The organism is Flavobacterium sp. ov086 (assembly GCF_900187965.1).
Taxonomy (GTDB): domain Bacteria; phylum Bacteroidota; class Bacteroidia; order Flavobacteriales; family Flavobacteriaceae; genus Flavobacterium.
Map to the genome: position 1 here is coordinate 299,620 of NZ_FZNL01000003.1, position 23,063 is coordinate 322,682.

The following is a 23,063-nucleotide window of genomic DNA, read 5'->3' on the forward strand; positions in this document are numbered from 1 at the left end:
TGATTACAAGAATTTTAAACTTAAAAACAAAAATCAAATCATAAGCAATCGTTAAAACCATTTTTAAGTACATATTTTCATTAAATTTACAGCTATCAAAAATAAATTTAAAATTATGCCAACCGACTGTATCAGCTATCAAACTTCAGGATATTTCTCTAAGTTAATACAAGATTATTTAGATCAAAAACCAGAATTAAAGCCGCTGTACAATCATTTTCCAACTTCGGAGAACTTCGAAAAACAGATCACAGAAAAACAGGCAAACTTTGATAATGCCAACCGAATTCCTTTGGTTGAAACCTTAAAAAAGCAATATCAAAACATTGAAATATCAGATTCGACAAAACAAAATATTGAGCTTCTGGCGCTTCCTAATACGTTTACGATTACAACCGGACATCAATTGAACTTATTTAGTGGTCCGTTGTACTTTTTATATAAAATCATTTCCACAATTAATCTCACCAAAGAATTAAAACTTAAATATCCAACAAATAATTTTGTTCCCATATATTGGATGGCGACAGAAGATCACGATTTTGAAGAGATTAATTATTTCAATTTTAAAGGGAAAAAATTCCGTTGGAATAAAGAAAGCAGCGGTCCGGTCGGAAGACTTTCTACAGAAGGTTTAGAAGAATTTTTCGAAATATACTCCAAAGATTTAGGCTCAAGTACAAATGCCAATGCTTTGAAGAAAATGTTTGAAGAAGCGTATCTAAAATACGAAAACCTTGCTGATGCAACTCGTTTTTTAGCCAATAACCTATTCGCCAATTATGGTTTGGTGATTCTGGATGCCGATGATGCTAATTTGAAACGTGCTTTTATTCCATACATCAAAGAAGAATTAGAGGAACAAACTTCCTTTAAAGCAGTACAGGAAACCATTGCGAATTTTAAAGATTATACCGTTCAGGTAAATCCTCGCGAAATCAATTTATTTTATATTGAAGATTATTTAAGAGAAAGAATCATTTTTGAGAAAGATAAATACTTCGTAAACAATACTAAAATTTCATTTTCGAAAGAAGAAATTCTAAAATTGTCAGGAACTAATCCTGAGAAATTTAGTCCTAATGTAATTATGCGTCCGTTATATCAGGAAATCATCCTCCCAAATTTATGCTACATTGGTGGAGGCGGAGAAATTGCCTATTGGTTAGAATTAAAATCATTCTTTGACGCTGTAAAAATTACGTTTCCAATACTTTTGGTTCGTAATTCTGTACTTTTAAACACCGAAAAACAAGCCCAAAAAGCAGACAAACTAGGTTTAAGCTGGGCCGATTTATTTACAAAACCAGCCGATTTAATAAATGCGATCACACACAAATTATCAGCCTTTCCTATTAACTTAACACCTCAAAAAGAAACGTTGGAAAAACAATTTGAATATCTTTATGAACTGGCGCAACAAACCGATAAATCATTTACCGGAGCTGTAAAAGCACAAGAAGTAAAACAAAAGAAAGGTTTAGAAAACCTTGAAAAACGTTTATTAAAAGCACAAAAACGAAAATTGGATAACGAATTGCAACGTGTAGTAGATTTACAATGCGAATTATTTCCGAATCAGAGTTTACAGGAACGTCAAGCTAATTTTTCTGAATTTTATTTAGAAAAAGGAGAACAATTGATTCCGCTTTTAATTCAAAAACTAAAACCTTTAGAGAATAATTTTAACATCATTACAATATAAAAAACATTGCCACGAATTTCACAAATTCTCGCGAATAAAAATTAGTGATAATCCGTGAAATTCGTGGCAAAAAACAATCCGATAAGCGGATAAAAATAAAGTAATAATCCTCAGAAATAAATAACCACCTCCTTCTGAAGTTATTGCCTCTCTAAACCAAATAGTAACTTTTAAAAACAAAAATTAACCTATTTACCAAAATTTATGACCAGAGAGCGCTTGATATCCTTGGATGTCTTTAGAGGATTAACGATTTTATTAATGACCATCGTAAACAATCCCGGAGATTGGGGACATGTTTACGCACCCTTATTACATTCTGAATGGCATGGCTGTACGCCAACCGATTTAGTTTTTCCCTTTTTTATTTTTATTATGGGAGTTGCAGTTCCATTAGCAATGCCAACTAAGAGTTGGGATGACACCACCTTTAACAAAATCCTCGTTCGATCTTTACGAATGTTTTGTCTTGGAATTTTCTTTAATTTTTTTGCCAAAATTCAGCTTTTTGGACTTGACGGAATCCCACTACTTATTAGCCGTTTAATCATTACCATAGTTGTTGGTTATGCGTTAATGGGCAATTTCAGTTCAAAAGTTAAAAACATTCTGGCTTTTTCGGTTTTGTTTATTTATCTGTTTTTAGCTTATAGTGGTATCGAAGCCTATCAAAGTGTTCGTTTGCCAGGTGTTTTACAACGAATTGGAATTGTATACTTTGTAGTTTCACTTTTGTATTTAAAAACTAGCAAAAAAACACAAATCATTACCGGAGTAATTCTTTTATTGACTTATTGGGCAATAATGACTTTAATTCCTGTTCCCGGAATTGGCGAGGCAAATTTAGAAAAAGGAACAAATTTAGCCTCTTGGTTAGACAGCGTTTTACTAAAAGGACACATGTATCGTGAAACCATTACCTGGGATCCGGAAGGAATTTTAAGCACACTTCCTTCAATTGTAAACGGAATCATTGGTTTATTAATTGGTTTAATATTGCAAAGAGAAATACCCAAAACTCAAAAAGCATCAAAAATTGCCATTGCTGGCGTTGCACTTATCATTGCAGGTTTAATCTGGAGTATTGTTTTCCCAATAAACAAATCACTTTGGACAAGCAGTTATGTTTTATACACCACAGGATTAGCTGCAACTTGTTTAGCAATCTTGTATTATATAATTGATATTGCTGATTATAAAAAGGGATTTAAATTGTTTTTAATTTGGGGAGTAAATCCAATGATTGTATTTTTCTTTTCTCAGATTATTCCACAAGCCTTAGTAATGGTTCAGCTGAAAAATCCTGAAAATCCTGAAACTCAAATTAATCTTTTAAACTATTTATATCATTTCGGAATTGCACCATTCTTCAGCGATCCAAAGATGGCATCATTAGCAGGAGCACTAGTTTATGTTGGAATCTGGTCGTTTATTTTATGGGGTTTCTATAAAAATAAGCTAATTTTCAAAGTCTAAAACATCTTTTTTCATCATATAAATGATATAAGTTCTTATAAGCAGAGACGCACAACAGTGCGTCTTTCTCTTTTTATACATTAACCATTTACTAAAATAAACTTAAATCACTTATATGGTGAAAGTATTTTACAATTTTCTTTGCCAAAATATCATTTCACACTGTTTAAATTATGAATTTATTAAAATCAATTCATAAAAAAAGTATACTTTTGCACAAAATTAAAAATAAGCAATAAAATGGCAACAAATAGAACTTTTACAATGATTAAGCCAGATGCAGTTCAAAACGGACACATCGGTAATATCTTAGCAATGATTACTAATGGAGGTTTCAAAATCGTTTCATTAAAATTAACTCAACTAACTGTAGCTGATGCAAAAGCATTTTATGCAGTTCACGCAGAAAGACCTTTCTACGGAGAATTAGTTGAATTCATGTCTCGTGGACCAATTGTTGCTGCAATTTTAGAAAAAGACAACGCAGTAGAAGATTTCAGAACTTTAATTGGAGCTACAAATCCAGCTGAAGCTGCTGAAGGAACTATTCGTAAAGCATATGCAACTTCTATTGGAGAAAATGCAGTTCACGGTTCTGATAGTGATGAAAATGCAGCTATCGAAAGTGCATTTCATTTTGCAGGAAGAGAGCAATTCTAATTTAAATTTAGAGTCAAATAAAAAACCCCACTTCAATGAAGTGGGGTTTTCTTTTTTATATGTAATCATTAAAGATTACCAGCTGTCTTTTTAACAATTTTAGCAACTTTTTCATCTAAATCTTTCAAAAGCTCATCTAAAGCACTTTCGCACATAGGCAATACTTTTTCTGGAGTTAAAACAGGAATTCCACCTACAATAGCACCCGTTTTTTTTGAGTTAGCTCCTTCGCTAAAAGCAAATACTTTTTTACCTGTTTTATCATATAAAGCAATTCTTGCATTAGCTCTCATTTTAACTGTTCCGGTACCTGCAACAGCAAATCCTTTTTGCAAAGCAAAATGAATTTCCGTAAATAAAACACCATCAGCAACTTCTTTAAAAATAGTAGCAGTTCCTACTTCATTAGCTTCACCATTCGTTCCCTCATAAATATACTTATATCCAGGGTAATTAATTATAGTTTTCCCTGCATTACCTTCTCTGGCAAATTTAGGAGAAAAGTCAATATATTCCTGCTTTTGAGTCACTTCACTTTCTGGAACTAAATCAAACGGAAATTGTTTTGAATATTCATTAAAAAAAGCATTATGATATTTCTCTAAAATAGGAGACAAATTAAAGTCAGGGTTACTTCCTAAATCTGCTATTGCAGCCACAGCACTTAAGCCTAAATCAGAAAGATCGATTGTTTTATCTGTGTAAAAAGCAACAACTGCAACTTTTTTCTTTTGTGAATAGCCGTTTAAAGCAAATAAAACGGTTAAAATAAGTAATACTTTTTTCATTCTTTTAGAATTGTTTTTATTGGTTAATTTTTATTTAAACAAGTATTTATTTATTAAAAAAATACTTACTGCTCAAATGTATTATAAAAAAAACACTTCTAAAACAGAAGTGTTAACTTTATTTTTTCAACATTATAATCTAATAATTGAGCGCCTTTAAAAGCAAAAAGATTATCGCAAAATCACATCCTTAACGACCTCGCGCCCCAATTCCTCATTAATCATTTTTACGATTTTAGACTTTCCATGACTTAATTCTTCTCTCAAAACTGCCGATCCAAGTTCAACATACAATGTACTTCCCTTTAAAACAACGTTTTTAGTATACGTATTCACACCATTCCCCATCAATTGTCTCCACGCTTCCTTTACGTCAATCTGATCCATTCCCGGACCTAATTTATTTACCTGGATAATCTGTTGCAAAACAGCCCCAATCGTACTCTGATTATTTAGTCTTTTTGCCATCGTTTAATAAATTTATTGGTTCTGCTTTTTTATAATGATATTCTTTTTTCTGCTGATTTTTCAACACCAACTCCTTATCCGAAATCGAAATCAATTCTTCACTCCATTTTGCGTAATCCGTTTTATAATCCAGAAACACCTGATCATCCTTAAATCGAACCGAAACATTTTCAAAAGAATCACTTGTCAAAAAAGTTCCGTCAAACTGCGGCATCACTTTCTTTCGAATTCCTTTATTGTTTTTAATATCAAAATAATCAAAACTTTCATTCATCCCGTAATCCTTCTGTTCACCCTTATCAAAAACCACCTTTTCAATTTCCCAATAACCATTTAATTTAGCGATATCCGTTGGTTTAATTTCCTGTTTGCACCCTACAAAAAAGAGCGACAAAACCAAAATCATAAAAGTGTTTTTCATAGTTTATTATATTAAAATTCAATTGCTTCCCTCTTAGCTAAACCAAAGAATCAGGAGCTATTTCCTGCTGTCCGCTATATCTTTTATGGTGAACCCCACCATAAAAGGATGCCGCTTCCATCAGGGCTAAGGCACCAGATTCTAAAAGAGATTTTGCGAACTACAAAGTTAAACTTATAAAGATGAAAAGAAATAAAAATTCACGAAACCCATTAAACTATTTTGCCTATTTTTAGTCCAACTCCAAACCAAAACCAAAAAACATGACTAAAACTTTTTGTATAATCCTGACAATCTTAGCATTTGCAGGATGCAGTTCAGACCCAACCGAACAAGCACCTACTCCAACTGACACTATGTATTTTCCTCCGTTAACAGGAAATACTTGGGAAACAAAATCCATAACAGATCTCAAATGGAATCAAACAGCAGTTCAGCCGCTTTTAGATTATTTAGAACTTAAAAATTCTAAATCTTTCATCATTTTAATCAATGGCCGAATTGTAATCGAGAAATATTTCAACAATCATTCCGCAACCACAAACTGGTATTGGGCAAGCGCAGGAAAAACCCTGACATCAACCATGACCGGAATTGCACAACAGGAAAACCTAATAAACATCAATAATAAAGTTTCACAATACATTGGTACAGGATGGACAAGTGAAACTCTTGCACAAGAAAACCTTATTACTTGCAAAAACTTACTCACAATGACATCAGGACTTGATGACAGCACAGACGATGTTGATCCTGCAAGCCTAATCTATAAAGCCGAAGCGGGAAAACGCTGGGCATACCACAATGTTTACGTAAAATTGCAAGATGTAATCGCAAAAGCAAGCGGACAAACCTGGCAAAACTATTTCAATACCAAATTAAGAGACAAAATTGGAATGGACGGCACTTGGGTACAACTTGGCGTCAATAGCGTTTATACCAGTACCTCAAGAAGTATGGCACGCTTTGGACTTTTAATGCTAAACAAAGGTAAGTGGAATAACAACCAAATCCTAAACGAAACTTACTTCAATGAAGCAACAACTACTTCTCAAAACATTAATTTAGGATATGGCTATTTATGGTGGTTAAACGGAAAAACATCCTATCATTTACCACAATCACAACTTACCTTCGCTGGCAGCGTAATTCCAACAGCACCAAATGATATGTACATGGCACTCGGTAAAAATGACCAGAAAATATATGTTGTTCCCAGCAAAAATATGGTCATTATTAGAATGGGAGATGCTGCAGACGATGTTAATCTGGCCTTATCCGACTTTGATAAAACACTTTGGACAAAAATTAACGCTTTGTATCAATAATATTTAATTAAAGTCTTTTTTTTTACTACTGCATGTAATGAACGCAATAAAGAAATACACTATTCTTTATTGCGTTTTTATTTAATAGATCCTTCTAAAAGCAAACAACATTTTATTACTTGCCATAAGTTATACAAACGAAAACCCTATCCCAATATTTTTATAACTTCTTATGGCTCAAAAAAGCAAAAAAAATAGAGACTTTTACACCCAAATTTATTCTAAAAGCAATTGTATCTATTCCGTAAATTAAAAATAATTTACGTGTTGTAATATTATTCTTTTTCAGGCCTCTTAGAAAACACACACCTTTCTAGTGAGACATAAGAAAACGTTCAATTAAAAAAGCAACCTACTATCAATCATGAAAAAAGCACTATCTGTTCTTGCTATTATATTAGTATTAATATCATGCACCAAAAAAAGCAATACTAATCAGATAGCTATGACTCCCCAAATAGACTATCAACAAGTCGAAAAAAAAGACACTATAAATATAGCAGCTGATTCAACAAAAAATAGTTTTATAAAAACTCACAATATAAAAGGATCCCCAGTCAAAATTATCTCAGCAAGGCTATTTAAATCTCAATATTCAGATCACAAAGACATTGAATTAGTTTACAAAAATGTAACCTTAAAAAACATTAAAGCCATTCGATTTGAGTGGTATTGCGAAAATGCTTTTGACAAACCTGCAAGTGGAAGAAACTTTTTTATGAAAGGAAAAAGTGATGGTTTTAGCAGTACTTTACTAAGACCTAAAGAAAGAAAATCTCAAGTATGGGAGGATTTTTCAACTGATGCTAATACAATTATATCAGCAAGAGCATATTATGTTGTTTTTTCAGACGGAACAAAATGGAAATTAAAAAAATAATTTCCACAACTAAAAATTCCATTTTAAAATAAAGAGATATTATTTTCTACGTAATCTTTTTAGCATTCCCATAAAAAAGAAAACCAATCCCAGAATCAACATAATATAATAAAAAGGCAAACTTTTATCTTTTAATACATTTGCCATAACAAAACATATAACGCTTGCGAAATAAAAACTAACAGGCGTTATATTTTTTAAAGAAGAAAAACTCATCGAAATTATCTAAAAAAGATTATTTAAAAAAACTATCTACAAATTCATACTTATTAAAAACCTGCAAATCTTCAATTCCCTCGCCAATTCCAATATACTTTACAGGAATCTGAAATTGATCAGAAATACCAATTACAACACCACCTTTTGCAGTTCCGTCTAATTTAGTTACAGCAAGAGAAGTCACTTCGGTTGCAGCAGTAAATTGTTTCGCTTGTTCAAAAGCATTTTGTCCAGTAGAACCATCCAAAACCAAAAGCACATCATGTGGAGCATCAGCAACGACTTTTTGCATCACACGTTTTACTTTCGTAAGTTCGTTCATCAAATTGATCTTATTATGCAAACGTCCCGCAGTATCAATGATAACAACATCAGCATTTTGAGCAACCGCAGATTGCAGCGTATCAAACGCAACAGAAGCAGGATCACTACCCATATTTTGTCTTACAATTGGCACACCTACACGATCTGCCCAAACCTGCAATTGATCAATAGCAGCAGCACGAAAAGTATCTGCAGCTCCTAAAACCACATTATAACCCGCTTTCTTAAATTGATAAGCCAGCTTACCAATCGTCGTTGTTTTACCAACTCCATTAACACCAACCACCATTAAAACGTATGGCTTTTTATCTTTCGGAATTTCAAATTCTGTAGCTTCGCCAGTATTAGTCTCAGACAATAAAGCTCCAATTTCTTCACGTAGAATTTGATTCAATTCTTCTGTTCCTAAATATTTATCTTCAGCAACGCGTTTTTCGATTCTTGAGATTATTTTCAAAGTTGTATCAACACCAACATCTGACGCAACCAGAATTTCTTCCAGATCATCCAGAACATCGTCATCGACTTTAGATTTTCCGGCAACGGCTTTACTTAACTTTGAGAAAAAAGTAGTTTTTGATTTTTCAAGTCCTTTATCCAAGGTCTCTTTTTTATCAGTAGAGAATAATTTTTTAAAAAAACTCATTTTTTATAGATTGTTAGTTTTTTAGATTATTCGATTTTACGATCCAAATAATCCTTAATATTTAAAGAAAACAAAAATTACATATGTTTCTTTAAATTTTAGACAAATATAAAAAATAAAAAAGCTACTTCCGAATGAAAGTAGCTTTTCTATATAATGTGATTGTAATTATTTCTTTTTCAAGAAAGTATCAACTTCTTCAGGAGCCATAATAGATTCTACGAATGTATATGCACCAGTTTTAGGAGATTTTACCATTTTGATGGCTTTTGATAATCTCTTAGAAGATGTTTGTAACGATGCTACGGTTTTCTTTGCCATGATTCAAATGTTATTTGAAGTTTCTTATAAAACTCGAAATGGCTAAACCATTTGAGATTTACAAAAATCTCTAATTATTACTTAATTTCTTTGTGAACAGTTACTCTTTTCAAGATTGGATTAAATTTTTTAATCTCTAATCTGTCTGGAGTATTTTTTTTGTTCTTAGTTGTAATGTATCTAGAAGTTCCTGGAACACCAGAAGTCTTGTGCTCAGTACATTCTAAAATTACTTGGATTCTATTACCTTTCTTTGCCATCTTGCTATATATTTATTTAGGAAAAGATTATTTGATAAATCCTTCTGACTGAGCTTTTTTCAAAACCGCAGTGATTCCATTTTTATTAATTGTTTTTATCGTAGATGCTGCTACTCTAAGAGTAATCCATCTATCTTCTTCTGGAAGATAAAAACGCTTTTTAACTAAGTTAACAGAAAATTTTCTCTTAGTTTTGTTCATAGCGTGAGAAACGTTATTTCCTACCATCGCTCTTTTACCTGTAAGGTCACAAACTCTTGACATTATACTTATCTTTTATCGTTATTCAAAATCAGGGTGCAAAGAAAAGAAAAATAAACGATTGAAACAAAAAATTAGTACACATTTTTTAAAATTTCTTTCTGTAATATTTCTAAACTCTTAATTGTGGCTCTATCTATCACTTTTTCACGTGGTTGGCCAAAGTTAAATTCTTCAACAATTATTCCGTTAGGAGTAGCCAAAGCGATAAAAACAGCTCCAATTTCAGCATTTGAATCTCCTTTTGTCGGTCCGGCGTTCCCAGTTGTTGCAATTGCATAGTCTGTTTTTAGTATCTCTTTCACGTTCAAAGCCATAGCCGAAGCAACCTCTGCACTAACTACTGTAAATTGATCTACTAAATCCTGCGAGACACCAAGAACATTGACCTTCGCCTCTGTTGCATAAGAAACAATACTGCCTCTAAAATAATTTGACGCTCCCGGAATAGATGACAAAAGTGAAGCAACTTTTCCGCCTGTAAAACTTTCAGCAGTCGAAATTGTTTTCTTTTGTTTCGTCAAAATTTTTCCAACTACGGATTCTATTGTTTCATTTTCTTCATACCCTACTATAATATCATGAATTATAGCATCTAATGATTTTACATTCGATTCAATAGCAGCTTCCAATTCTTCTTTATTGGTTCCTCTGGCAGACAAACGCAAACGTACTCTACCTGGATTTGGTAAATAAGCAAGCTTAATAAATTCAGGCAAATTATTTTCCCAATCCTCGATACGCTCTGCAACTAAACTCTCGCCCTGACCGTAGGTTAAAATAGTTTTATGAATGATATAAGGGCGTTTGTACTCTCTAACTATTTTAGGAATTATTTCTTCTTCAACTAAATATTTCATTTCATACGGAACTCCCGGAAGCGAAATAAATACTGTATTTTCTTTCTTCATCCACATTCCCGGCGCTGTTCCCATTTTGTTGTGCAAAACGGTACATTTTGACGGCACTAACGCCTGATCTTTATTTAACTGAGAAATTGGTCGCTTATAAAAACCTTCAATTAATTCTGTCACGTGAGCCAAAACTTCCGGATTTACGACTAACTCGTCATCAAAATAATCACAGAAAGTTTTCTTGGTAACATCGTCTTTTGTCGGTCCTAAACCACCTGTTACAATGACAACATCGACTTTGTTTTGTAACTGGGCAAATGTACCTAAAATGTGTTTTTTATCATCGCTGATCGAAATCATTTCATGAACTTCAACCCCGATTCGATCTAATGATTTTGCGATAAAACCTGAGTTTGTATCTACAATTTGACCTATTAAAATTTCATCTCCAATAGTAATGATAGTTGCTTTCATAGCTGTGGAATATATTTACTTACTGAATTGTAAGTCATTATTATAAAGAAGGTTGTTGTCGCAACGATTTTGCGTGAGGGGTAGAAACGGCATCCTTTTGTGACAAACGACAAATGCTCGCTTAATGAATTTTTCAGAAACAAAAGATATAGCGAATAACCCGACTCTATTTTTGACCTAATTTAAAAAGGACAAAAATAGAGTCACGCCCATATCTTACAAATCAAAGTCTTTTTTGATTTCTTTTATTGCCTCTTTTACCTGTAATTTAATACTCTTAAAAGTTTCGACAATTTCTTTTTTCTTGCCTTCAGCTTTTGTCCATGCTTCAACTTGAAGAATTTCTTCAAAAGCTACATTTAACCCCATCAAATCCAATGTAGGTTTTATTTTATGCGCGTAAGAGTAAGCATATTTGTGGTCCTTTTTTTTAATTCCTTCTTTGATTTGTTTTAAATCTTCAGGAACTTCGGTAACAAATAATTTTAGAATTTCATTTACAAATTCAGGATCATTATCTGAAAGCGCATATACTTTCGAAAGGTTGTATTTTAAAGCCATTATTTTACTTGTATTCTAAATAATTTTTTATCTTCTAAAAAGCCCTCTAAAACATCATTTGGTTTCACTGCCGCAACTCCTTCAGGCGTACCTGTAAAAATAATATCGCCTATTTTTAATGTAAAATACTGCGATACATAAGAAATTAGCTCGTCAATTTTCCAAAGCATTAAACTAGTATTGCCTTTTTGAACGGTTTGAGAATTGTTTGTCAACTCAAATGTAAGATTTTCCATAGAAACAAAATCAGTTTTTGGCAAAAAATCTCCAATAACAGCAGAGCCATCAAACGCTTTTGCTTTTTCCCAAGGCAATCCTTTTGCTTTTAATTTATCCTGTAAATCTCTGGCTGTAAAATCTATACCTACACTTATTTCATCGTAATACTTATGAGCAAATTTAGGCTCGATATACTTTCCTACCTTATTAATTTTAACAATTATTTCTATTTCGTGATGAATTTCTTCAGAAAATTCTGGAATTACAAACGGATGCTGCTTTAATAAAACCGCCGAATCGGGTTTCATAAAAACTACTGGTTCTGTTGGACGTTCGTTTTTTAATTCTTCGATATGATTGGTATAATTTCTACCGATACAAATTATCTTCATTTTTTATAGTCTCTAAGTCGCTAAGTTACTAAGACTCTAAGAAACCATACAAAACTTAGCATCTTAGAGTCTTAGTAACTTAGAACCTTATTTAGTATTTAACTTTCTTAATTTAATTGCCGTCAAGACTTTCTTGGTATATAAAGGAAAATCGGCGTTTTGAATCCAGCTGAAATACCCCGGCTCTGATTCCAATACCTTATCAACTTTTACTCCTTTATGTTTTCCGAAGGTAAAAACTTCTTCGTTGTCTGCATCAAAAGCAATCATTCCGGCAAAATCAGCGATTTTTTTACGGGTTGTAAATTCAGACAATGATTTCATATCATTTTCTAATTCCGGATAACGATCTAATTGCGCTTTTAAGATTTCGTATGTTGCCATGGTATCTGCTTCTGCCGAATGCGCATTTTCAAGACTTTTTCCACAATAAAATTTCAATGCTGCACTTAAGGTACGTTCTTCCATTTTATGAAAAATAGTTTGCACATCGACCGAAACTTTATTTTTCATATCAAAATCAACTCCGGCGCGAAGCAATTCTTCCGCCAACAACGGAATATCAAAACGATCTGAATTAAACCCTCCCAGATCACTATCTTTAATCATGCTATGAACCTGTGGTGCCAGTTCTGCAAAAGTAGGTTCGTTTGCTACTTTTTCGTCTGTGATACCATGAACAGCGGTAGTTTGCGGCGGAATTGGAATCGTTGGATTTACCAACCATGTTTTACTTTCTTTATTTCCGTTTGGAAAAACTTTAAATATCGAAATTTCTACAATTCGATCTTTACCGATGTCAATTCCGGTTGTTTCAAGATCAAAAAAGCAAATTGGTTTGTTGAGTTTGAGTTCCATTTTTAATTTTTATAAGATTACAAATGTAATTTTTAAAGCCGAATTTCCTCTTTTATTCTGGATTTTTTTAAACAAAAAGGAATGCAATTTCGACATTTTAACGTTTGAATTCATTCTTAAAGTAACCTTCTATTCATTTCTTAACCTTTTCTCACAAAACAAAAAACCCGGAAAATTATTAAAATTTCCCAGGTTTGAATTTATATCTATTATGATTTTAGAAATCTCTGTCTACATCAAAAGCTTCTAAGTATTCTGCTACTCGTTTCACAAAACTTCCACCTAAAGCACCATCAACAACTCTATGATCGTAAGAATGTGATAAGAACATTTTTTGACGAATTCCGATAAAATCACCTTCCGGAGTTTCGATAACCGCAGGCACTTTACGAATCGCACCAAGAGCCAGAATTCCAACTTGAGGCTGATTGATAATTGGCGTTCCAAAAACACTTCCAAAAGTTCCCACATTCGTCACCGTATAAGTTCCGCCTTGTGTATCGTCTGGTTTAAGTTTTCCTGCTTTTGCACGGTTTCCTAAATCATTAACCGCTTTTGCCATTCCAACAAGATTTAACTGATCCGCATTTTTAATTACCGGAACAATTAAGTTTCCGTTTGGCAAAGCCGCAGCCATTCCTAAGTTTATATTTTTCTTTTTGATGATATAATCTCCATCAACAGAAATATTCATTCCAGGGAAATCTTTTAATGCTTTTGCAACCGCCTCCATCATAATTGGCGTAAAAGTCAATTTCTCACCTTCCCTTTTCTCGAAAGCAGTTTTAACTTTTTCTCTCCATTTTACAATATTTGTTACGTCAACTTCAATAAACGATTGTACGTGAGCAGATGTTTGTACCGAAGCTACCATATAACCTGAAATCAGTTTACGCATTCTGTCCATTTCAATGATTTCATCACCTCCATTTACAGAAACCGGAACTGCTTGTTGACTTTTTTGAACCGGAGCTGCCTGAACTACTGGCTCGGCCACTTTTGGAGCCTGAACAACCGCTTTTGGAGTTTCTACGATTCCTGATTTACGGTTTTCAATATATTTTAAGATATCTTCTTTCGTTACGCGACCATCTTTTCCTGAACCTGCAAGATTTTCTAACTCAGCAACAGAAATACCTTCTTCTTTCGCAATATTTTTTACTAACGGAGAAAAGAATTTATCAGATCCTGAAAAATCTTGTGGAGCACTAACTGTTTCTTTTGCAGTTTCAATTGTTGCTTCAATTGCAGCAACCTCAACTGGCGCAACAGTTTCTTCAGCTTTTGCTGCTGGCGCGTCACCTTCTGTTTCAATAATTGCAATGGTCTGTCCAACCTGAACTAAATCATCTTTACCGAACAATTGTTCGATCAAAATTCCTGATACTTCGCTTGGCACTTCACTATCAACCTTATCAGTTGCAATTTCCAGTACTGCTTCATCAGCTTCAATTTTGTCTCCAACTTCTTTCAACCAGTTTGTAATAGTTGCTTCAGCGACACTTTCTCCCATTTTAGGAAGCTTTAATTCAAATCTTGCCATATTGTTAATCTAAAGGATGATTTTGATTTTCTGATTGCGAAATTACTGAATATTTTAAATATAAATTACACTTAATATAATTTTTTACTCAATTTTTATAATTTGCCCTCTGTCGTTCCGGGAATTGCTTCCAATAATAAAATTGGTATTTTTGGGAAAAATCTTAAAAGTAATGTTCTTATCTTTAAGAGTTTCTATGATTTTGATACATTTTTTGAACGAAACATACTGATTATCCAAAATAATCTCCCCTCTTTTACCCTTAAAAACCTGCCACGAATTTACCATTTTTTCTTTTTTGAAATCTAAAAACAGTACTTTATTTTTTAAAATAGAAGGTAATTTTTCAGACAAAATTTTATTTTCCGAGTAAAAAATGAAACTTTCAGGCAACAGTTTTGACTTAACTTTTCCCTGAAACATTTTTACAAAAGAGAAAAACCAAATGCCAATTTGGATAAAAAAAGTAAAAAACCACGATTTCTTAAAATGCTTTTGGTAAAAGAAATTCATCGCTTCCTGAAAACGCTTCATATACTTTTCGTCTTTCACTGTACTTTCTCCTTTATAATGCAAAACGGTTGTTTCATGAAAATAATAATTTGTTTTTTGTTTTTGCAAAACACGATACGACAAATCAATATCATCTGCATACATAAAACATTCCTCGTCAAAACCTTCTAGTTCCAGATATAAATCGCGTTTTAGAAACATAAAAGCTCCAACCAGAATATCAACTTTTCCGGTTTCATTTTCATCTAAATGTTGTGCATAATATTGATTGAAAAGATTTGTTTTTGGAAAAATTTTATACAAACCAAAAATCTTTGTAAAAGCAACCCAAGGTATTGGAACTCCGCGTTTGCTTTCCGGCAGAAAATTGCCTGTTCCATCAATTAACTTGCAGCCTATAATTCCTAAATCTGCTTGCCTTTCGGCGAAAGCCAAAATTTTAATAAACGTATCTTCTGCGACAACTGTATCGGGATTTAAGATGCAAATGTATTTTCCCTGAGCTTGAGAAACTCCAATATTATTTCCTTTTGGAAAGCCAAAATTGACTTTATTTTCAATCAATTTTATCCTTGGAAATTTATTTTGCATCATCTCACAACTATCATCAGAGGAATTATTATCAATTACAATAATTTCGGCATCAAGAGTCGAAAGCGCTTCCTGAACACTTAAAACACATTGTTCCAGAAAGTAACGCACATTATAATTAAGAATAATTACGGATAATTGCATGAAGAATTTTTACTGTGAATTTTTCGGAAAGTTAGAAATTTTCAGATAATCCCAACCGTAAAGACCAATCGTTTTTACTGATTCCGTAATCCAGAGCCAAATTACTATTATTCTTCTTATTCCACTTAATTCGAATTCCGGTTCCAACGGCGGGATGCCATTTGTCAAATTTATAGGTATCTAACTTTGAAACTGACGAAATATTACCAAAAAATACAGCACCAAAAAAACCATTTCTGGTTATATCAGTTCTATATTCTGTTTCAAAATACATCAATGCGTTACTACGATATCTGTTTTTGGTAAAACCACGCCCCGTTCTTCCATCACGATCCCAGCCAATACTTGGCAAATCAAGATAATGTGGCTTTCCGCCAAAAGTAGACCAATAAAAAGCACGTGAAGCCCAAACCCTGTGTTTGTATTTACTAAACGAATGGTATTTTCGGGCATCAACATACAACGATTGCCATTTATCGCCTAGTACCCCACTTGTATTTATCCTGAAATCGGCTTCAACGTAAAGTCCTTGTTCTGGATTAACCGTATTTTTTCTCGAATCATACAAACCCTGAAAGGCATATCCGAATGAAGTTTCATCTGAAAAATCTCCGTTCATATATTTCACATAATCTGTTGGTTCATCAATATCTGATTTCTCCGAGATATTTTTATAATTGTCAAACAACAATCCCACACCTAATCGAAAATCACCAATAACCTTTCGAGTAACAAATTGATAAAAACGCCATTGTTGATAATCTAAAGTCGACATTTCTTCTTTTGTATTGTGATCACCTAATCCGTAAGTAAGCTGTGGATAAATTAAGTAACGATAATCGCCAATAAAATTCCATTTATTGTCTTTGGTATATATATAGGACTGAATTGGGAAAACATACTGGTTACTAAAACTAAAATAAGGCGAGAAAGTAATCTGTGACATATTGGTCGTTTCATGATCTTCGCCCAGATAAAAAGTGGTTAAAAAAGAAACTACAAGCCCATTTTCTGAATTTGCTCCAGCTGGAGCCGGTAATAACGAAAAGGCCAGTTTTTTATCTTTTCTTGCTATTGAATCGTTCTTTTTAAATAGTTTATACAAAACATCTAAAATATCTCTTTGGTTATTTTGAATTGTGTCATTTTGCGAATAACAAAATGGCATAAATAAAAGGAAAAATAAAATTATTAGCGATTTTATACTTTTCATTTCGTAAGGTTTTCAGAAACAACTTCTTACAAATTTAAAATTTAATTTAAAACAGAAGCTAATTTTAGAAATAATAAAAAAAGAAAACTAAAACAGATTATAAAAAACTATATTTTTGATTTTGAACCAAAATAGTTTTCTATGAAAAACAAAACACCGATTCTAATTGATTCTTTTCTTCTGATATTAACAATCTTTTTGACATCTGGTTTTGTTTTAGCACAAGATCATTTAAACACAGATAAAGATCTCGTAAAATCTTCTACTTGGTATATTGCTGGCCCTGCCGAAGAAAATCAGGGAACAATTAATGCGATTCGAGAAAAAGAAGGAATTATTAGGGTAACTGCCAAAGATAATCCAGTTGGAGAAATTGAATTGAATGTCATGATTACGGTATCAGGTTCAAATGATGGTCGTCCAACAAACTTATCTGATAGTTCAAAATTCGTAAGTATTACCTATAAATCCTCTCATCTTACAAAATTGCAAGCCAGAGAGGGAAATAACGAAGGGACTGGCTGTGTGCATGGCAGTTCGCATCCGAGAGTTGACATTGCGGCTTCTCCAAAGAAATTTGTAACCATTAAAATTCCGTGGTCAGACTTTAAACAAGACGGATTGTCAAACGGAAAACTTTTAGATATTCATAATCTTTGTAAATTCAATTTTGTGAATTACAATCCGGTTTCAGGAGCATTTTTAGAAATTAAATCAGTTATAGTTCAAAATTAAAAAATATGAAAACAAGACTTTTATTACTGCTTTTTATTACTGTATTATATTCAAATTTTGGCTATAGCCAAAATAAATCTGCAAAATCAAAAATTGATATTAATGGTGTTTGGGAAGATATAAATCCCGGCGTTCAAAATGCTGTTGCCATTATATCTGAGCAAAACGGAAAAGTTATTTTCTCGCATTATTTAGAATGGAAAGGGCAAAAATTTGTAGAAAGCGGCACCGGAAAACGAATTGGAAACACAATTGGTTATACAGTAGATGTTACTTTACCTATTAAAGGTTGGGCAACTGCAGGAACTCATACCCTAACATTATCTGAAGACGGAAACACCCTTGAAGGTACTTTTGTAGACAATAAAAAAAGAACCGGACCAATTTCGTTTAAAAGAATTCGTTAAAAATGGTTTCAGGTTTCAAGTTTCAAGTTGAAATGAGACTATTTAACCGCAAAGTCCGCAAAGTTTTTTCTCTTAGATCATTTTTAGCAAACGCAAAGTTCGCAAAGCTTTGTTTTTAAAACTTTGCGTAAATCTTTGTGAACTTTGGGGTTAAATTCCCTTTTATAAGTGTAATTGAATTTTATACTTATTACATAATTTCATTACAAACAACATTATTGTAGAAAAAACTAATGACCAGATAATTCCCGGAACTCCTACACGGAAATATCCCGGAATAATATGAATGTTTAAAGTTTTACAGAAATAATAAATTACTCCTGGCAAAATATAAATCAACAATGGATTTGCTGCTGCCGGGATAAAGAAATTGCTCCATTTGGTTTGTTTTTTAATTTCCATCAACCAATACAGAAAATAGAATAATACCGTACAAATCGTAGCCGAAAACATGGTCCAGGATGGAGTTCCTTTTATTTTTGAAATTCCGAAATATGGTCTTAATAAATAACCCGTCACAAAAAACAAAACAGCAAAACCTATTACAGCCCAATTAATTTTGGCTGCTACTTTTCGATCAAAAAACAATAACGAAATTACAACTCCTGCACTTACTAATGAAGCATCTGTTAAATGTCCGGCGATGAAGTTTAACCATGATGTTTGCTGTATAAAAGATCCTTCTGTCAAATTAAGAGAATTTGCAATTACGCAAACAATCAAAAAAACAATCATAGCCCATAATCTTCCTGAAACTAACCAGTAGTAAATTACCGTAATCAGATAAGCCCAACCTATTAAACCTAGAATTCCCCACCATTTTGGCGTCATACCAATTGCGCCGGTACCTTCCTGCACGTATAAAAAGTATAACGCTACTAATACCAACATCCCACCATATTGAAGTGTGTTTTTTATCCAAACCGGAAAGTCTTTTGCGTATTTATTCCAAATTGGGATAGGCATTGCATAGGCAAGAAGTCCCCAAAATGCAGGTAAAATTATCATTTTAGTCTCATCATATCCTTCTGCAGCATTAACCATAAAAACACCTATGATAATTAGAGCCAATGCTCTTTTTAATGTATGTGTCCAAATTGTTTTGGCGCTATCTCCTTTTAATAATCTGGCATTAAATGCAAACGGAATTGACATACCCACAATAAACAAAAAGGCAGGAAAAACCACATCAACAAAAGTCATAGCATCTGCATCAGCGGGCATATGTTTCATCCATTGCGGTACATCTATAATACTTGCCAGTTCATTTACAAAAATCATTATAAAAATGGTGATTCCGCGTAAAGCATCTATCGAAATAATCCTTTGATTGTATAAATTCTCTTTAATTCTCATAAAATTTCACCGTATTAATAGTAACAAATATAAACTAATAGCCGGAATGTCAAATTAGGTTTCTGTAACAAATGTGCCGGAAATCGTTTTAAATAAATCCTCTCATTAATACCCTTGAAAATCCTTACATTTTTTTTACTTTTGCATCTATGTTATCATTCTTTAAATCCAAACCACACTTAAAGGACCTTATTTCCGAAGGCTTTATTGATATTCATTCCCATTTACTACCCGGTATTGACGATGGAGCCAAGACCATTAAAGAGACCATACATCTTACAAAGGCTTTTCAGGATATGGGTTTTTCTCAATTTACAACCACACCCCATATTAGTCACTATATCTGGAATAACTCTCCGGAAACTATCACAGAAAATCATAAAAAAACAAAGCTTTTACTGGAAGAAAATAATTTAGAAATTCCTTTTCGCGCCGCAGCCGAATATTTAATGGATGATTCGTTTGAAAATTATTTTAAAGAAAAAAAACTTCTAACATTAAAAGACAATTATGTATTGGTAGAAATGTCTTATCTCAATGCTCCAATACAATTGTATAAAACATTATTTGATTTGCAAGTTGCAGGTTACATTCCGGTTTTGGCACATCCGGAACGCTATACCTTTTACCATAAAAACTTTAGTGAATACGAAAAGCTAAAAAAAGCAGGCTGTCTTTTTCAATTGAATTTACTGTCGACCGTTGGTTATTATGGGGAGAGAATAGCTAAAATTACAGAAGAACTTCTAAAAAAAGGAATGTACGATTTTGCTGGAACAGATGTTCATAATATGAAGCATATTGCCTCTTTTAGCAACAAGATTAAAATAAACAGCGTCTCTAATCTGAAAGAAGTAATTGCTAATAATCATTTTTTTAAACGTTAATCAATACGCGTTTTCTTCGCCTTTAAAAATATTGATAACCGTTTTTATAATGATTTTCATATCTAATAATAAGCTCCAGTTTTCAATATACCAGATATCATATTCGACCCTATTTTCCATATCGCTCAATACTTTGGTTTCTCCCCTATAACCATTGACTTGCGCCCAGCCTGTAATTCCGGGTTTAGCGTATTGACGCACTAAATAATTATTGATCAAATCACTGTATTCTTTCGCAAGATTTACCATATGAGGTCTTGGTCCTACTACCGACATGTCTCCATAAAAAACATTAAAAAACTGAGGCAGCTCATCAATACTTGTTTTACGAATAAAAGCACCAAATTTAGTAATACGTTGATCTCCTCTTTCGGCTTGTTTCTTATGAGCCAAACCGTTAACATACATGCTTCTAAATTTATAACACATAAAAGTTCTGTTGTCACGACCAGATCTTTCTTGTTTAAAAAATACTGGCCCCGGCGACTCTATTTTAATAATCAGCATTATAATAGGAAACAACCACGGAAATATTAACAAGATTACAAAAACCGAAAAAATAACATCAAAAGCTTTTTTTGCCAATCTGTTTACTGCAAATTCTAAAGGCTCTGTTCGAAACATCAATACAGGCGTATTTTCATAAAAGGTAACCTCAACTTTACTTGATTTTGTGTACAATTGAAAATCAGGAATAAACTTAATACGTACCATACTTTGCTCACAAATTCTGGTTAGCTCATTAATAATTTCAATATTATCAATATGTAGCGCCACATACATTTCATCTATTTGTTTTTCGGAAACAAATTCACGAATAGCATCAAAACCTCCCAAAACAGAAGAAGAATCAATAATTTGAGGATTTATATTATCATCAAAAAAACCTAAAAAACGATATCCATAAGTTAAATCTTTAGCCAATATCCTGCGTATTTTTTCTCCCGATTCGTTAGCTCCCACCACGATAAAAGTTTTAAAATTATATCCTTGTGTCCGGATATATTTTAAAAGTTTCATTGATAAATAACGGGTAATCATAAGTAATCCGAAGAAAATCAAATAAAAACTAACTAATCTTAATCGTGAAATGTCTGTATATTTTAAATAAACAACAAAAACCGAAATTAAAGCAGCGTGAATTACCAACTTCTTTATTGTTCGGACTAATATAGATTCTATAGGCTCGACCCTTATACTTCTGTTGGAATCATTTTGAAGCAATAACGCTATCCAAATTAAAATTGCCAATAACGAAACTGTTCTTTCTTCTTTCGATAAAAGCTTGTCCAAATTTCCAAATCTGACTAATGCAGACAAAATAGTCGCCAGATTCAATAATACTACATCTACTAAAACAAATAAAAGTTTAAAATAGCGCGAAAAACGATAATGTGATAGTTGTTGTAGAATTTTCATGTTGGTATTTTATGCTTAATTTGAAAAATAAAATTCAATTCAAAAAAGCAGTGCAAAATAATATTTTAATTACATTTTTCCGTGTTAATTAGAATCTATTCTTTAAAAGTTTACTTTTATAACTTGCAGATTTAATATTGCAGATTATGTTTAAAACAATTCTATTTTTTTTCCTGATTTTATCTTCAGTAAATGCACAAATTTCAGGCTGTACAGATCCACTTTCAAAAAACTATAATCCATTAACAACTATAAATAATGGAAGCTGTCAATATGCTTTAATCAAAATTAAACCGACATATTCTAATAAAATATCCGACTCGATCAAAGAAACTTCCGGATTAATTTTATTCAATAATTTATTATGGACACATAACGATGATCATGATAAAACTATTTATGGATTAGACACATTAGGAAATATCAAAAGAAAAATAGTTTTAGACAAAGTAAAAAACAATGACTGGGAAGAAATTTCGCAAGATAGTACACATATATACATTGGTGATTTTGGAAATAATTATGCCGGAAACAGAACAGATCTACATATTTTAAAAATAGAAAAAAAATCTTTCTTAGAGGGAAATCCAAACATTGAAAAAATTTCATTTCAATACGCTAATCAAGCTGATTTTTCTCCAAAAAAACAAAACACAACCAATTTTGACTGTGAAGCTTTTATTGTTAGCAAAGACACTATTTATTTGTTTACCAAAGAATGGAGCACCTCCAAAACTAGTATTTATGCGCTGCCAAACAGATCCGGTAATCACGTTGCACAACTAAAAGACACACTTGACACAAAAGGTTTAGTCACCGGAGCTACATATTTACAGTCAAAAAAGCTCCTGGCTCTTTGTGGTTATTCTAAACTCGGAAAACCATTTTTATATCTTTTATATGATTATAAAAACAATGATTTTTTATCCGGAAACAAACGAAGGATTACGATAAAATTACCCATTATTCAAATTGAAGGTATTGCGACCAATGATGGTTTGCATTATTATCTGACAAACGAATCGTTGGTTCGGAAACCGATAATTAATGTTCCGCAACAAATTCATCGTATTGACTTAACTTCTATATTGGGTTCCTATCTCCATAAATAATTCGTAAATGGTAATATAAAAGTTTACT

General features: G+C 32.5%; 25 protein-coding genes. 9 read left to right on the forward strand and 16 right to left on the reverse strand.

What is annotated here, in order from left to right:
* Positions 1 to 115: 115 nt before the first annotated feature.
* The 3 genes from bshC (at position 116) to CHB81_RS04925 (ending at position 3,841) form a co-directional block, all read left to right on the forward strand.
* Complete coding sequence (gene bshC / locus CHB81_RS04915) at positions 116 to 1,705, forward strand: bacillithiol biosynthesis cysteine-adding enzyme BshC (RefSeq protein WP_089350778.1); 1,590 nt, start codon at positions 116 to 118, stop codon at positions 1,703 to 1,705.
* Between the two features lie 204 nt (positions 1,706 to 1,909).
* Entirely contained in the window at positions 1,910 to 3,181 is a 1,272-nt protein-coding gene (locus tag CHB81_RS04920) for an acyltransferase family protein (RefSeq protein ID WP_089350779.1), read from the forward strand.
* 240 nt (positions 3,182 to 3,421) lie between these two features.
* The gene (locus CHB81_RS04925) at positions 3,422 to 3,841 is read left to right on the forward strand and encodes a nucleoside-diphosphate kinase (RefSeq protein WP_089350780.1); all 420 of its coding nucleotides are present in this window, start codon (positions 3,422 to 3,424) and stop codon (positions 3,839 to 3,841) included.
* A 68-nt stretch (positions 3,842 to 3,909) separates the two neighbouring features.
* Here CHB81_RS04925 and CHB81_RS04930 read toward each other — a convergent pair whose 3' ends face one another.
* The 3 genes from CHB81_RS04930 to CHB81_RS04940 all read right to left on the reverse strand — a co-directional run bounded on the left by CHB81_RS04930 (position 3,910) and on the right by CHB81_RS04940 (position 5,518).
* Positions 3,910 to 4,629 (reverse strand): hypothetical protein, encoded by a 720-nt coding sequence (locus CHB81_RS04930; RefSeq protein ID WP_089350781.1) that lies wholly within the window; start codon positions 4,627 to 4,629, stop codon positions 3,910 to 3,912.
* Positions 4,630 to 4,800: 171 nt separating this feature from the next.
* On the reverse strand, positions 4,801 to 5,097 hold the full coding sequence (locus tag CHB81_RS04935) for a DUF721 domain-containing protein (RefSeq protein WP_089350782.1): 297 nt from the start codon (positions 5,095 to 5,097) through the stop codon (positions 4,801 to 4,803).
* Positions 5,078 to 5,518 (reverse strand): lipocalin family protein, encoded by a 441-nt coding sequence (locus CHB81_RS04940; protein WP_089350783.1) that lies wholly within the window; start codon positions 5,516 to 5,518, stop codon positions 5,078 to 5,080. Before CHB81_RS04940 ends, CHB81_RS04935 begins: the two co-directional genes overlap by 20 nt.
* A 263-nt stretch (positions 5,519 to 5,781) precedes the next feature.
* On the opposite strand from CHB81_RS04940, the gene CHB81_RS04945 reads away from it, so the two are divergent.
* Together CHB81_RS04945 and CHB81_RS04950 are read left to right on the forward strand one after the other, a co-directional pair.
* Complete coding sequence (locus tag CHB81_RS04945; protein WP_089350784.1) at positions 5,782 to 6,846, forward strand: serine hydrolase; 1,065 nt, start codon at positions 5,782 to 5,784, stop codon at positions 6,844 to 6,846.
* A 364-nt stretch (positions 6,847 to 7,210) separates the two neighbouring features.
* Entirely contained in the window at positions 7,211 to 7,726 is a 516-nt protein-coding gene (locus tag CHB81_RS04950) for a hypothetical protein (RefSeq protein ID WP_089350785.1), read from the forward strand.
* Between the two features lie 235 nt (positions 7,727 to 7,961).
* Here the strand turns inward: CHB81_RS04950 and ftsY are convergent, their stop codons facing one another.
* The 11 genes from ftsY to CHB81_RS05005 all read right to left on the reverse strand — a co-directional run bounded on the left by ftsY (position 7,962) and on the right by CHB81_RS05005 (position 17,119).
* Positions 7,962 to 8,915, reverse strand: a complete 954-nt coding sequence (gene ftsY / locus CHB81_RS04955; protein ID WP_089350786.1) for a signal recognition particle-docking protein FtsY — start codon at positions 8,913 to 8,915, stop codon at positions 7,962 to 7,964.
* 168 nt (positions 8,916 to 9,083) lie between these two features.
* The gene (locus CHB81_RS04960; protein ID WP_007805819.1) at positions 9,084 to 9,236 is read right to left on the reverse strand and encodes a DUF4295 domain-containing protein; all 153 of its coding nucleotides are present in this window, start codon (positions 9,234 to 9,236) and stop codon (positions 9,084 to 9,086) included.
* A gap of 77 nt (positions 9,237 to 9,313) precedes the next feature.
* Positions 9,314 to 9,496 (reverse strand): 50S ribosomal protein L33, encoded by a 183-nt coding sequence (rpmG, locus tag CHB81_RS04965; protein ID WP_008253902.1) that lies wholly within the window; start codon positions 9,494 to 9,496, stop codon positions 9,314 to 9,316.
* Between the two features lie 27 nt (positions 9,497 to 9,523).
* Positions 9,524 to 9,760, reverse strand: coding sequence for a 50S ribosomal protein L28 (rpmB, locus tag CHB81_RS04970; RefSeq protein ID WP_008468080.1), 237 nt, complete (start codon positions 9,758 to 9,760; stop codon positions 9,524 to 9,526).
* A 71-nt stretch (positions 9,761 to 9,831) separates the two neighbouring features.
* Complete coding sequence (locus tag CHB81_RS04975; RefSeq protein WP_089350787.1) at positions 9,832 to 11,085, reverse strand: CinA family nicotinamide mononucleotide deamidase-related protein; 1,254 nt, start codon at positions 11,083 to 11,085, stop codon at positions 9,832 to 9,834.
* Between the two features lie 216 nt (positions 11,086 to 11,301).
* Positions 11,302 to 11,646: an Hpt domain-containing protein gene (locus CHB81_RS04980; protein ID WP_089350788.1), complete on the reverse strand. Its 345-nt coding sequence runs from the start codon at positions 11,644 to 11,646 to the stop codon at positions 11,302 to 11,304.
* Entirely contained in the window at positions 11,646 to 12,257 is a 612-nt protein-coding gene (locus tag CHB81_RS04985; protein ID WP_089350789.1) for a fumarylacetoacetate hydrolase family protein, read from the reverse strand. Before CHB81_RS04985 ends, CHB81_RS04980 begins: the two co-directional genes overlap by 1 nt.
* 87 nt (positions 12,258 to 12,344) lie before the next feature.
* Positions 12,345 to 13,115, reverse strand: a complete 771-nt coding sequence (locus CHB81_RS04990; protein WP_089350790.1) for a 3'-5' exonuclease — start codon at positions 13,113 to 13,115, stop codon at positions 12,345 to 12,347.
* Positions 13,116 to 13,332: 217 nt separating this feature from the next.
* Positions 13,333 to 14,658, reverse strand: a complete 1,326-nt coding sequence (locus CHB81_RS04995) for a dihydrolipoamide acetyltransferase family protein (RefSeq protein ID WP_089350791.1) — start codon at positions 14,656 to 14,658, stop codon at positions 13,333 to 13,335.
* A gap of 84 nt (positions 14,659 to 14,742) precedes the next feature.
* A complete protein-coding gene (locus tag CHB81_RS05000) occupies positions 14,743 to 15,906 on the reverse strand; it encodes a glycosyltransferase family 2 protein (protein ID WP_089350792.1) in 1,164 nt (387 codons plus the stop codon).
* Between the two features lie 31 nt (positions 15,907 to 15,937).
* Positions 15,938 to 17,119, reverse strand: a complete 1,182-nt coding sequence (locus tag CHB81_RS05005; RefSeq protein WP_254920969.1) for a hypothetical protein — start codon at positions 17,117 to 17,119, stop codon at positions 15,938 to 15,940.
* A 141-nt stretch (positions 17,120 to 17,260) separates the two neighbouring features.
* On the opposite strand from CHB81_RS05005, the gene CHB81_RS05010 reads away from it, so the two are divergent.
* Complete coding sequence (locus CHB81_RS05010; protein WP_089350793.1) at positions 17,261 to 17,854, forward strand: hypothetical protein; 594 nt, start codon at positions 17,261 to 17,263, stop codon at positions 17,852 to 17,854.
* A 5-nt stretch (positions 17,855 to 17,859) separates the two neighbouring features.
* The gene (locus tag CHB81_RS05015; RefSeq protein WP_089350794.1) at positions 17,860 to 18,261 is read left to right on the forward strand and encodes a hypothetical protein; all 402 of its coding nucleotides are present in this window, start codon (positions 17,860 to 17,862) and stop codon (positions 18,259 to 18,261) included.
* Positions 18,262 to 18,423: 162 nt separating this feature from the next.
* On the opposite strand, the gene CHB81_RS05020 is transcribed toward CHB81_RS05015, so the two are convergent.
* Positions 18,424 to 19,617: a DUF5009 domain-containing protein gene (locus tag CHB81_RS05020; protein WP_089350795.1), complete on the reverse strand. Its 1,194-nt coding sequence runs from the start codon at positions 19,615 to 19,617 to the stop codon at positions 18,424 to 18,426.
* A gap of 149 nt (positions 19,618 to 19,766) precedes the next feature.
* Between CHB81_RS05020 and CHB81_RS05025 the strand changes: the two genes are divergently transcribed.
* Positions 19,767 to 20,504 carry a tyrosine-protein phosphatase gene (locus CHB81_RS05025; RefSeq protein WP_089350796.1) on the forward strand — a complete coding sequence of 246 codons (738 nt, stop codon included), beginning with the start codon at positions 19,767 to 19,769 and terminating at the stop codon, positions 20,502 to 20,504.
* On the opposite strand, the gene CHB81_RS05030 is transcribed toward CHB81_RS05025, so the two are convergent.
* On the reverse strand, positions 20,505 to 21,923 hold the full coding sequence (locus CHB81_RS05030) for an undecaprenyl-phosphate glucose phosphotransferase (protein ID WP_089350797.1): 1,419 nt from the start codon (positions 21,921 to 21,923) through the stop codon (positions 20,505 to 20,507).
* A 146-nt stretch (positions 21,924 to 22,069) separates the two neighbouring features.
* On the opposite strand from CHB81_RS05030, the gene CHB81_RS05035 reads away from it, so the two are divergent.
* Entirely contained in the window at positions 22,070 to 23,035 is a 966-nt protein-coding gene (locus CHB81_RS05035) for a hypothetical protein (protein WP_089350798.1), read from the forward strand.
* Positions 23,036 to 23,063: the final 28 nt, after the last annotated feature.

Excerpts from the sequence above, each read along its gene's own strand:
- CHB81_RS05025 (WP_089350796.1), top strand. The coding sequence starts at position 19,767 with ATGTTATCATTCTTTAAATCCAAACCACACTTAAAGGACCTTATTTCC.
- rpmG (WP_008253902.1), bottom strand. The coding sequence starts at position 9,496 with ATGGCAAAGAAAGGTAATAGAATCCAAGTAATTTTAGAATGTACTGAG.
- CHB81_RS05020 (WP_089350795.1), bottom strand. The coding sequence starts at position 19,617 with ATGAGAATTAAAGAGAATTTATACAATCAAAGGATTATTTCGATAGAT.
- CHB81_RS04950 (WP_089350785.1), top strand. The coding sequence starts at position 7,211 with ATGAAAAAAGCACTATCTGTTCTTGCTATTATATTAGTATTAATATCA.
- CHB81_RS04920 (WP_089350779.1), top strand. The coding sequence starts at position 1,910 with ATGACCAGAGAGCGCTTGATATCCTTGGATGTCTTTAGAGGATTAACG.
- CHB81_RS04990 (WP_089350790.1), bottom strand. The coding sequence starts at position 13,115 with ATGGAACTCAAACTCAACAAACCAATTTGCTTTTTTGATCTTGAAACA.
- CHB81_RS04935 (WP_089350782.1), bottom strand. The coding sequence starts at position 5,097 with ATGGCAAAAAGACTAAATAATCAGAGTACGATTGGGGCTGTTTTGCAA.
- CHB81_RS05005 (WP_254920969.1), bottom strand. The coding sequence starts at position 17,119 with ATGAAAAGTATAAAATCGCTAATAATTTTATTTTTCCTTTTATTTATG.
- CHB81_RS05030 (WP_089350797.1), bottom strand. The coding sequence starts at position 21,923 with ATGAAAATTCTACAACAACTATCACATTATCGTTTTTCGCGCTATTTT.
- CHB81_RS05010 (WP_089350793.1), top strand. The coding sequence starts at position 17,261 with ATGAAAAACAAAACACCGATTCTAATTGATTCTTTTCTTCTGATATTA.
- CHB81_RS04960 (WP_007805819.1), bottom strand. The coding sequence starts at position 9,236 with ATGGCAAAGAAAACCGTAGCATCGTTACAAACATCTTCTAAGAGATTA.
- CHB81_RS04940 (WP_089350783.1), bottom strand. The coding sequence starts at position 5,518 with ATGAAAAACACTTTTATGATTTTGGTTTTGTCGCTCTTTTTTGTAGGG.
- CHB81_RS04980 (WP_089350788.1), bottom strand. The coding sequence starts at position 11,646 with ATGGCTTTAAAATACAACCTTTCGAAAGTATATGCGCTTTCAGATAAT.
- CHB81_RS04985 (WP_089350789.1), bottom strand. The coding sequence starts at position 12,257 with ATGAAGATAATTTGTATCGGTAGAAATTATACCAATCATATCGAAGAA.
- CHB81_RS05035 (WP_089350798.1), top strand. The coding sequence starts at position 22,070 with ATGTTTAAAACAATTCTATTTTTTTTCCTGATTTTATCTTCAGTAAAT.
- CHB81_RS04975 (WP_089350787.1), bottom strand. The coding sequence starts at position 11,085 with ATGAAAGCAACTATCATTACTATTGGAGATGAAATTTTAATAGGTCAA.
- ftsY (WP_089350786.1), bottom strand. The coding sequence starts at position 8,915 with ATGAGTTTTTTTAAAAAATTATTCTCTACTGATAAAAAAGAGACCTTG.
- CHB81_RS05015 (WP_089350794.1), top strand. The coding sequence starts at position 17,860 with ATGAAAACAAGACTTTTATTACTGCTTTTTATTACTGTATTATATTCA.
- rpmB (WP_008468080.1), bottom strand. The coding sequence starts at position 9,760 with ATGTCAAGAGTTTGTGACCTTACAGGTAAAAGAGCGATGGTAGGAAAT.
- CHB81_RS04995 (WP_089350791.1), bottom strand. The coding sequence starts at position 14,658 with ATGGCAAGATTTGAATTAAAGCTTCCTAAAATGGGAGAAAGTGTCGCT.
- CHB81_RS04945 (WP_089350784.1), top strand. The coding sequence starts at position 5,782 with ATGACTAAAACTTTTTGTATAATCCTGACAATCTTAGCATTTGCAGGA.
- CHB81_RS05000 (WP_089350792.1), bottom strand. The coding sequence starts at position 15,906 with ATGCAATTATCCGTAATTATTCTTAATTATAATGTGCGTTACTTTCTG.
- CHB81_RS04925 (WP_089350780.1), top strand. The coding sequence starts at position 3,422 with ATGGCAACAAATAGAACTTTTACAATGATTAAGCCAGATGCAGTTCAA.
- CHB81_RS04930 (WP_089350781.1), bottom strand. The coding sequence starts at position 4,629 with ATGAAAAAAGTATTACTTATTTTAACCGTTTTATTTGCTTTAAACGGC.
- bshC (WP_089350778.1), top strand. The coding sequence starts at position 116 with ATGCCAACCGACTGTATCAGCTATCAAACTTCAGGATATTTCTCTAAG.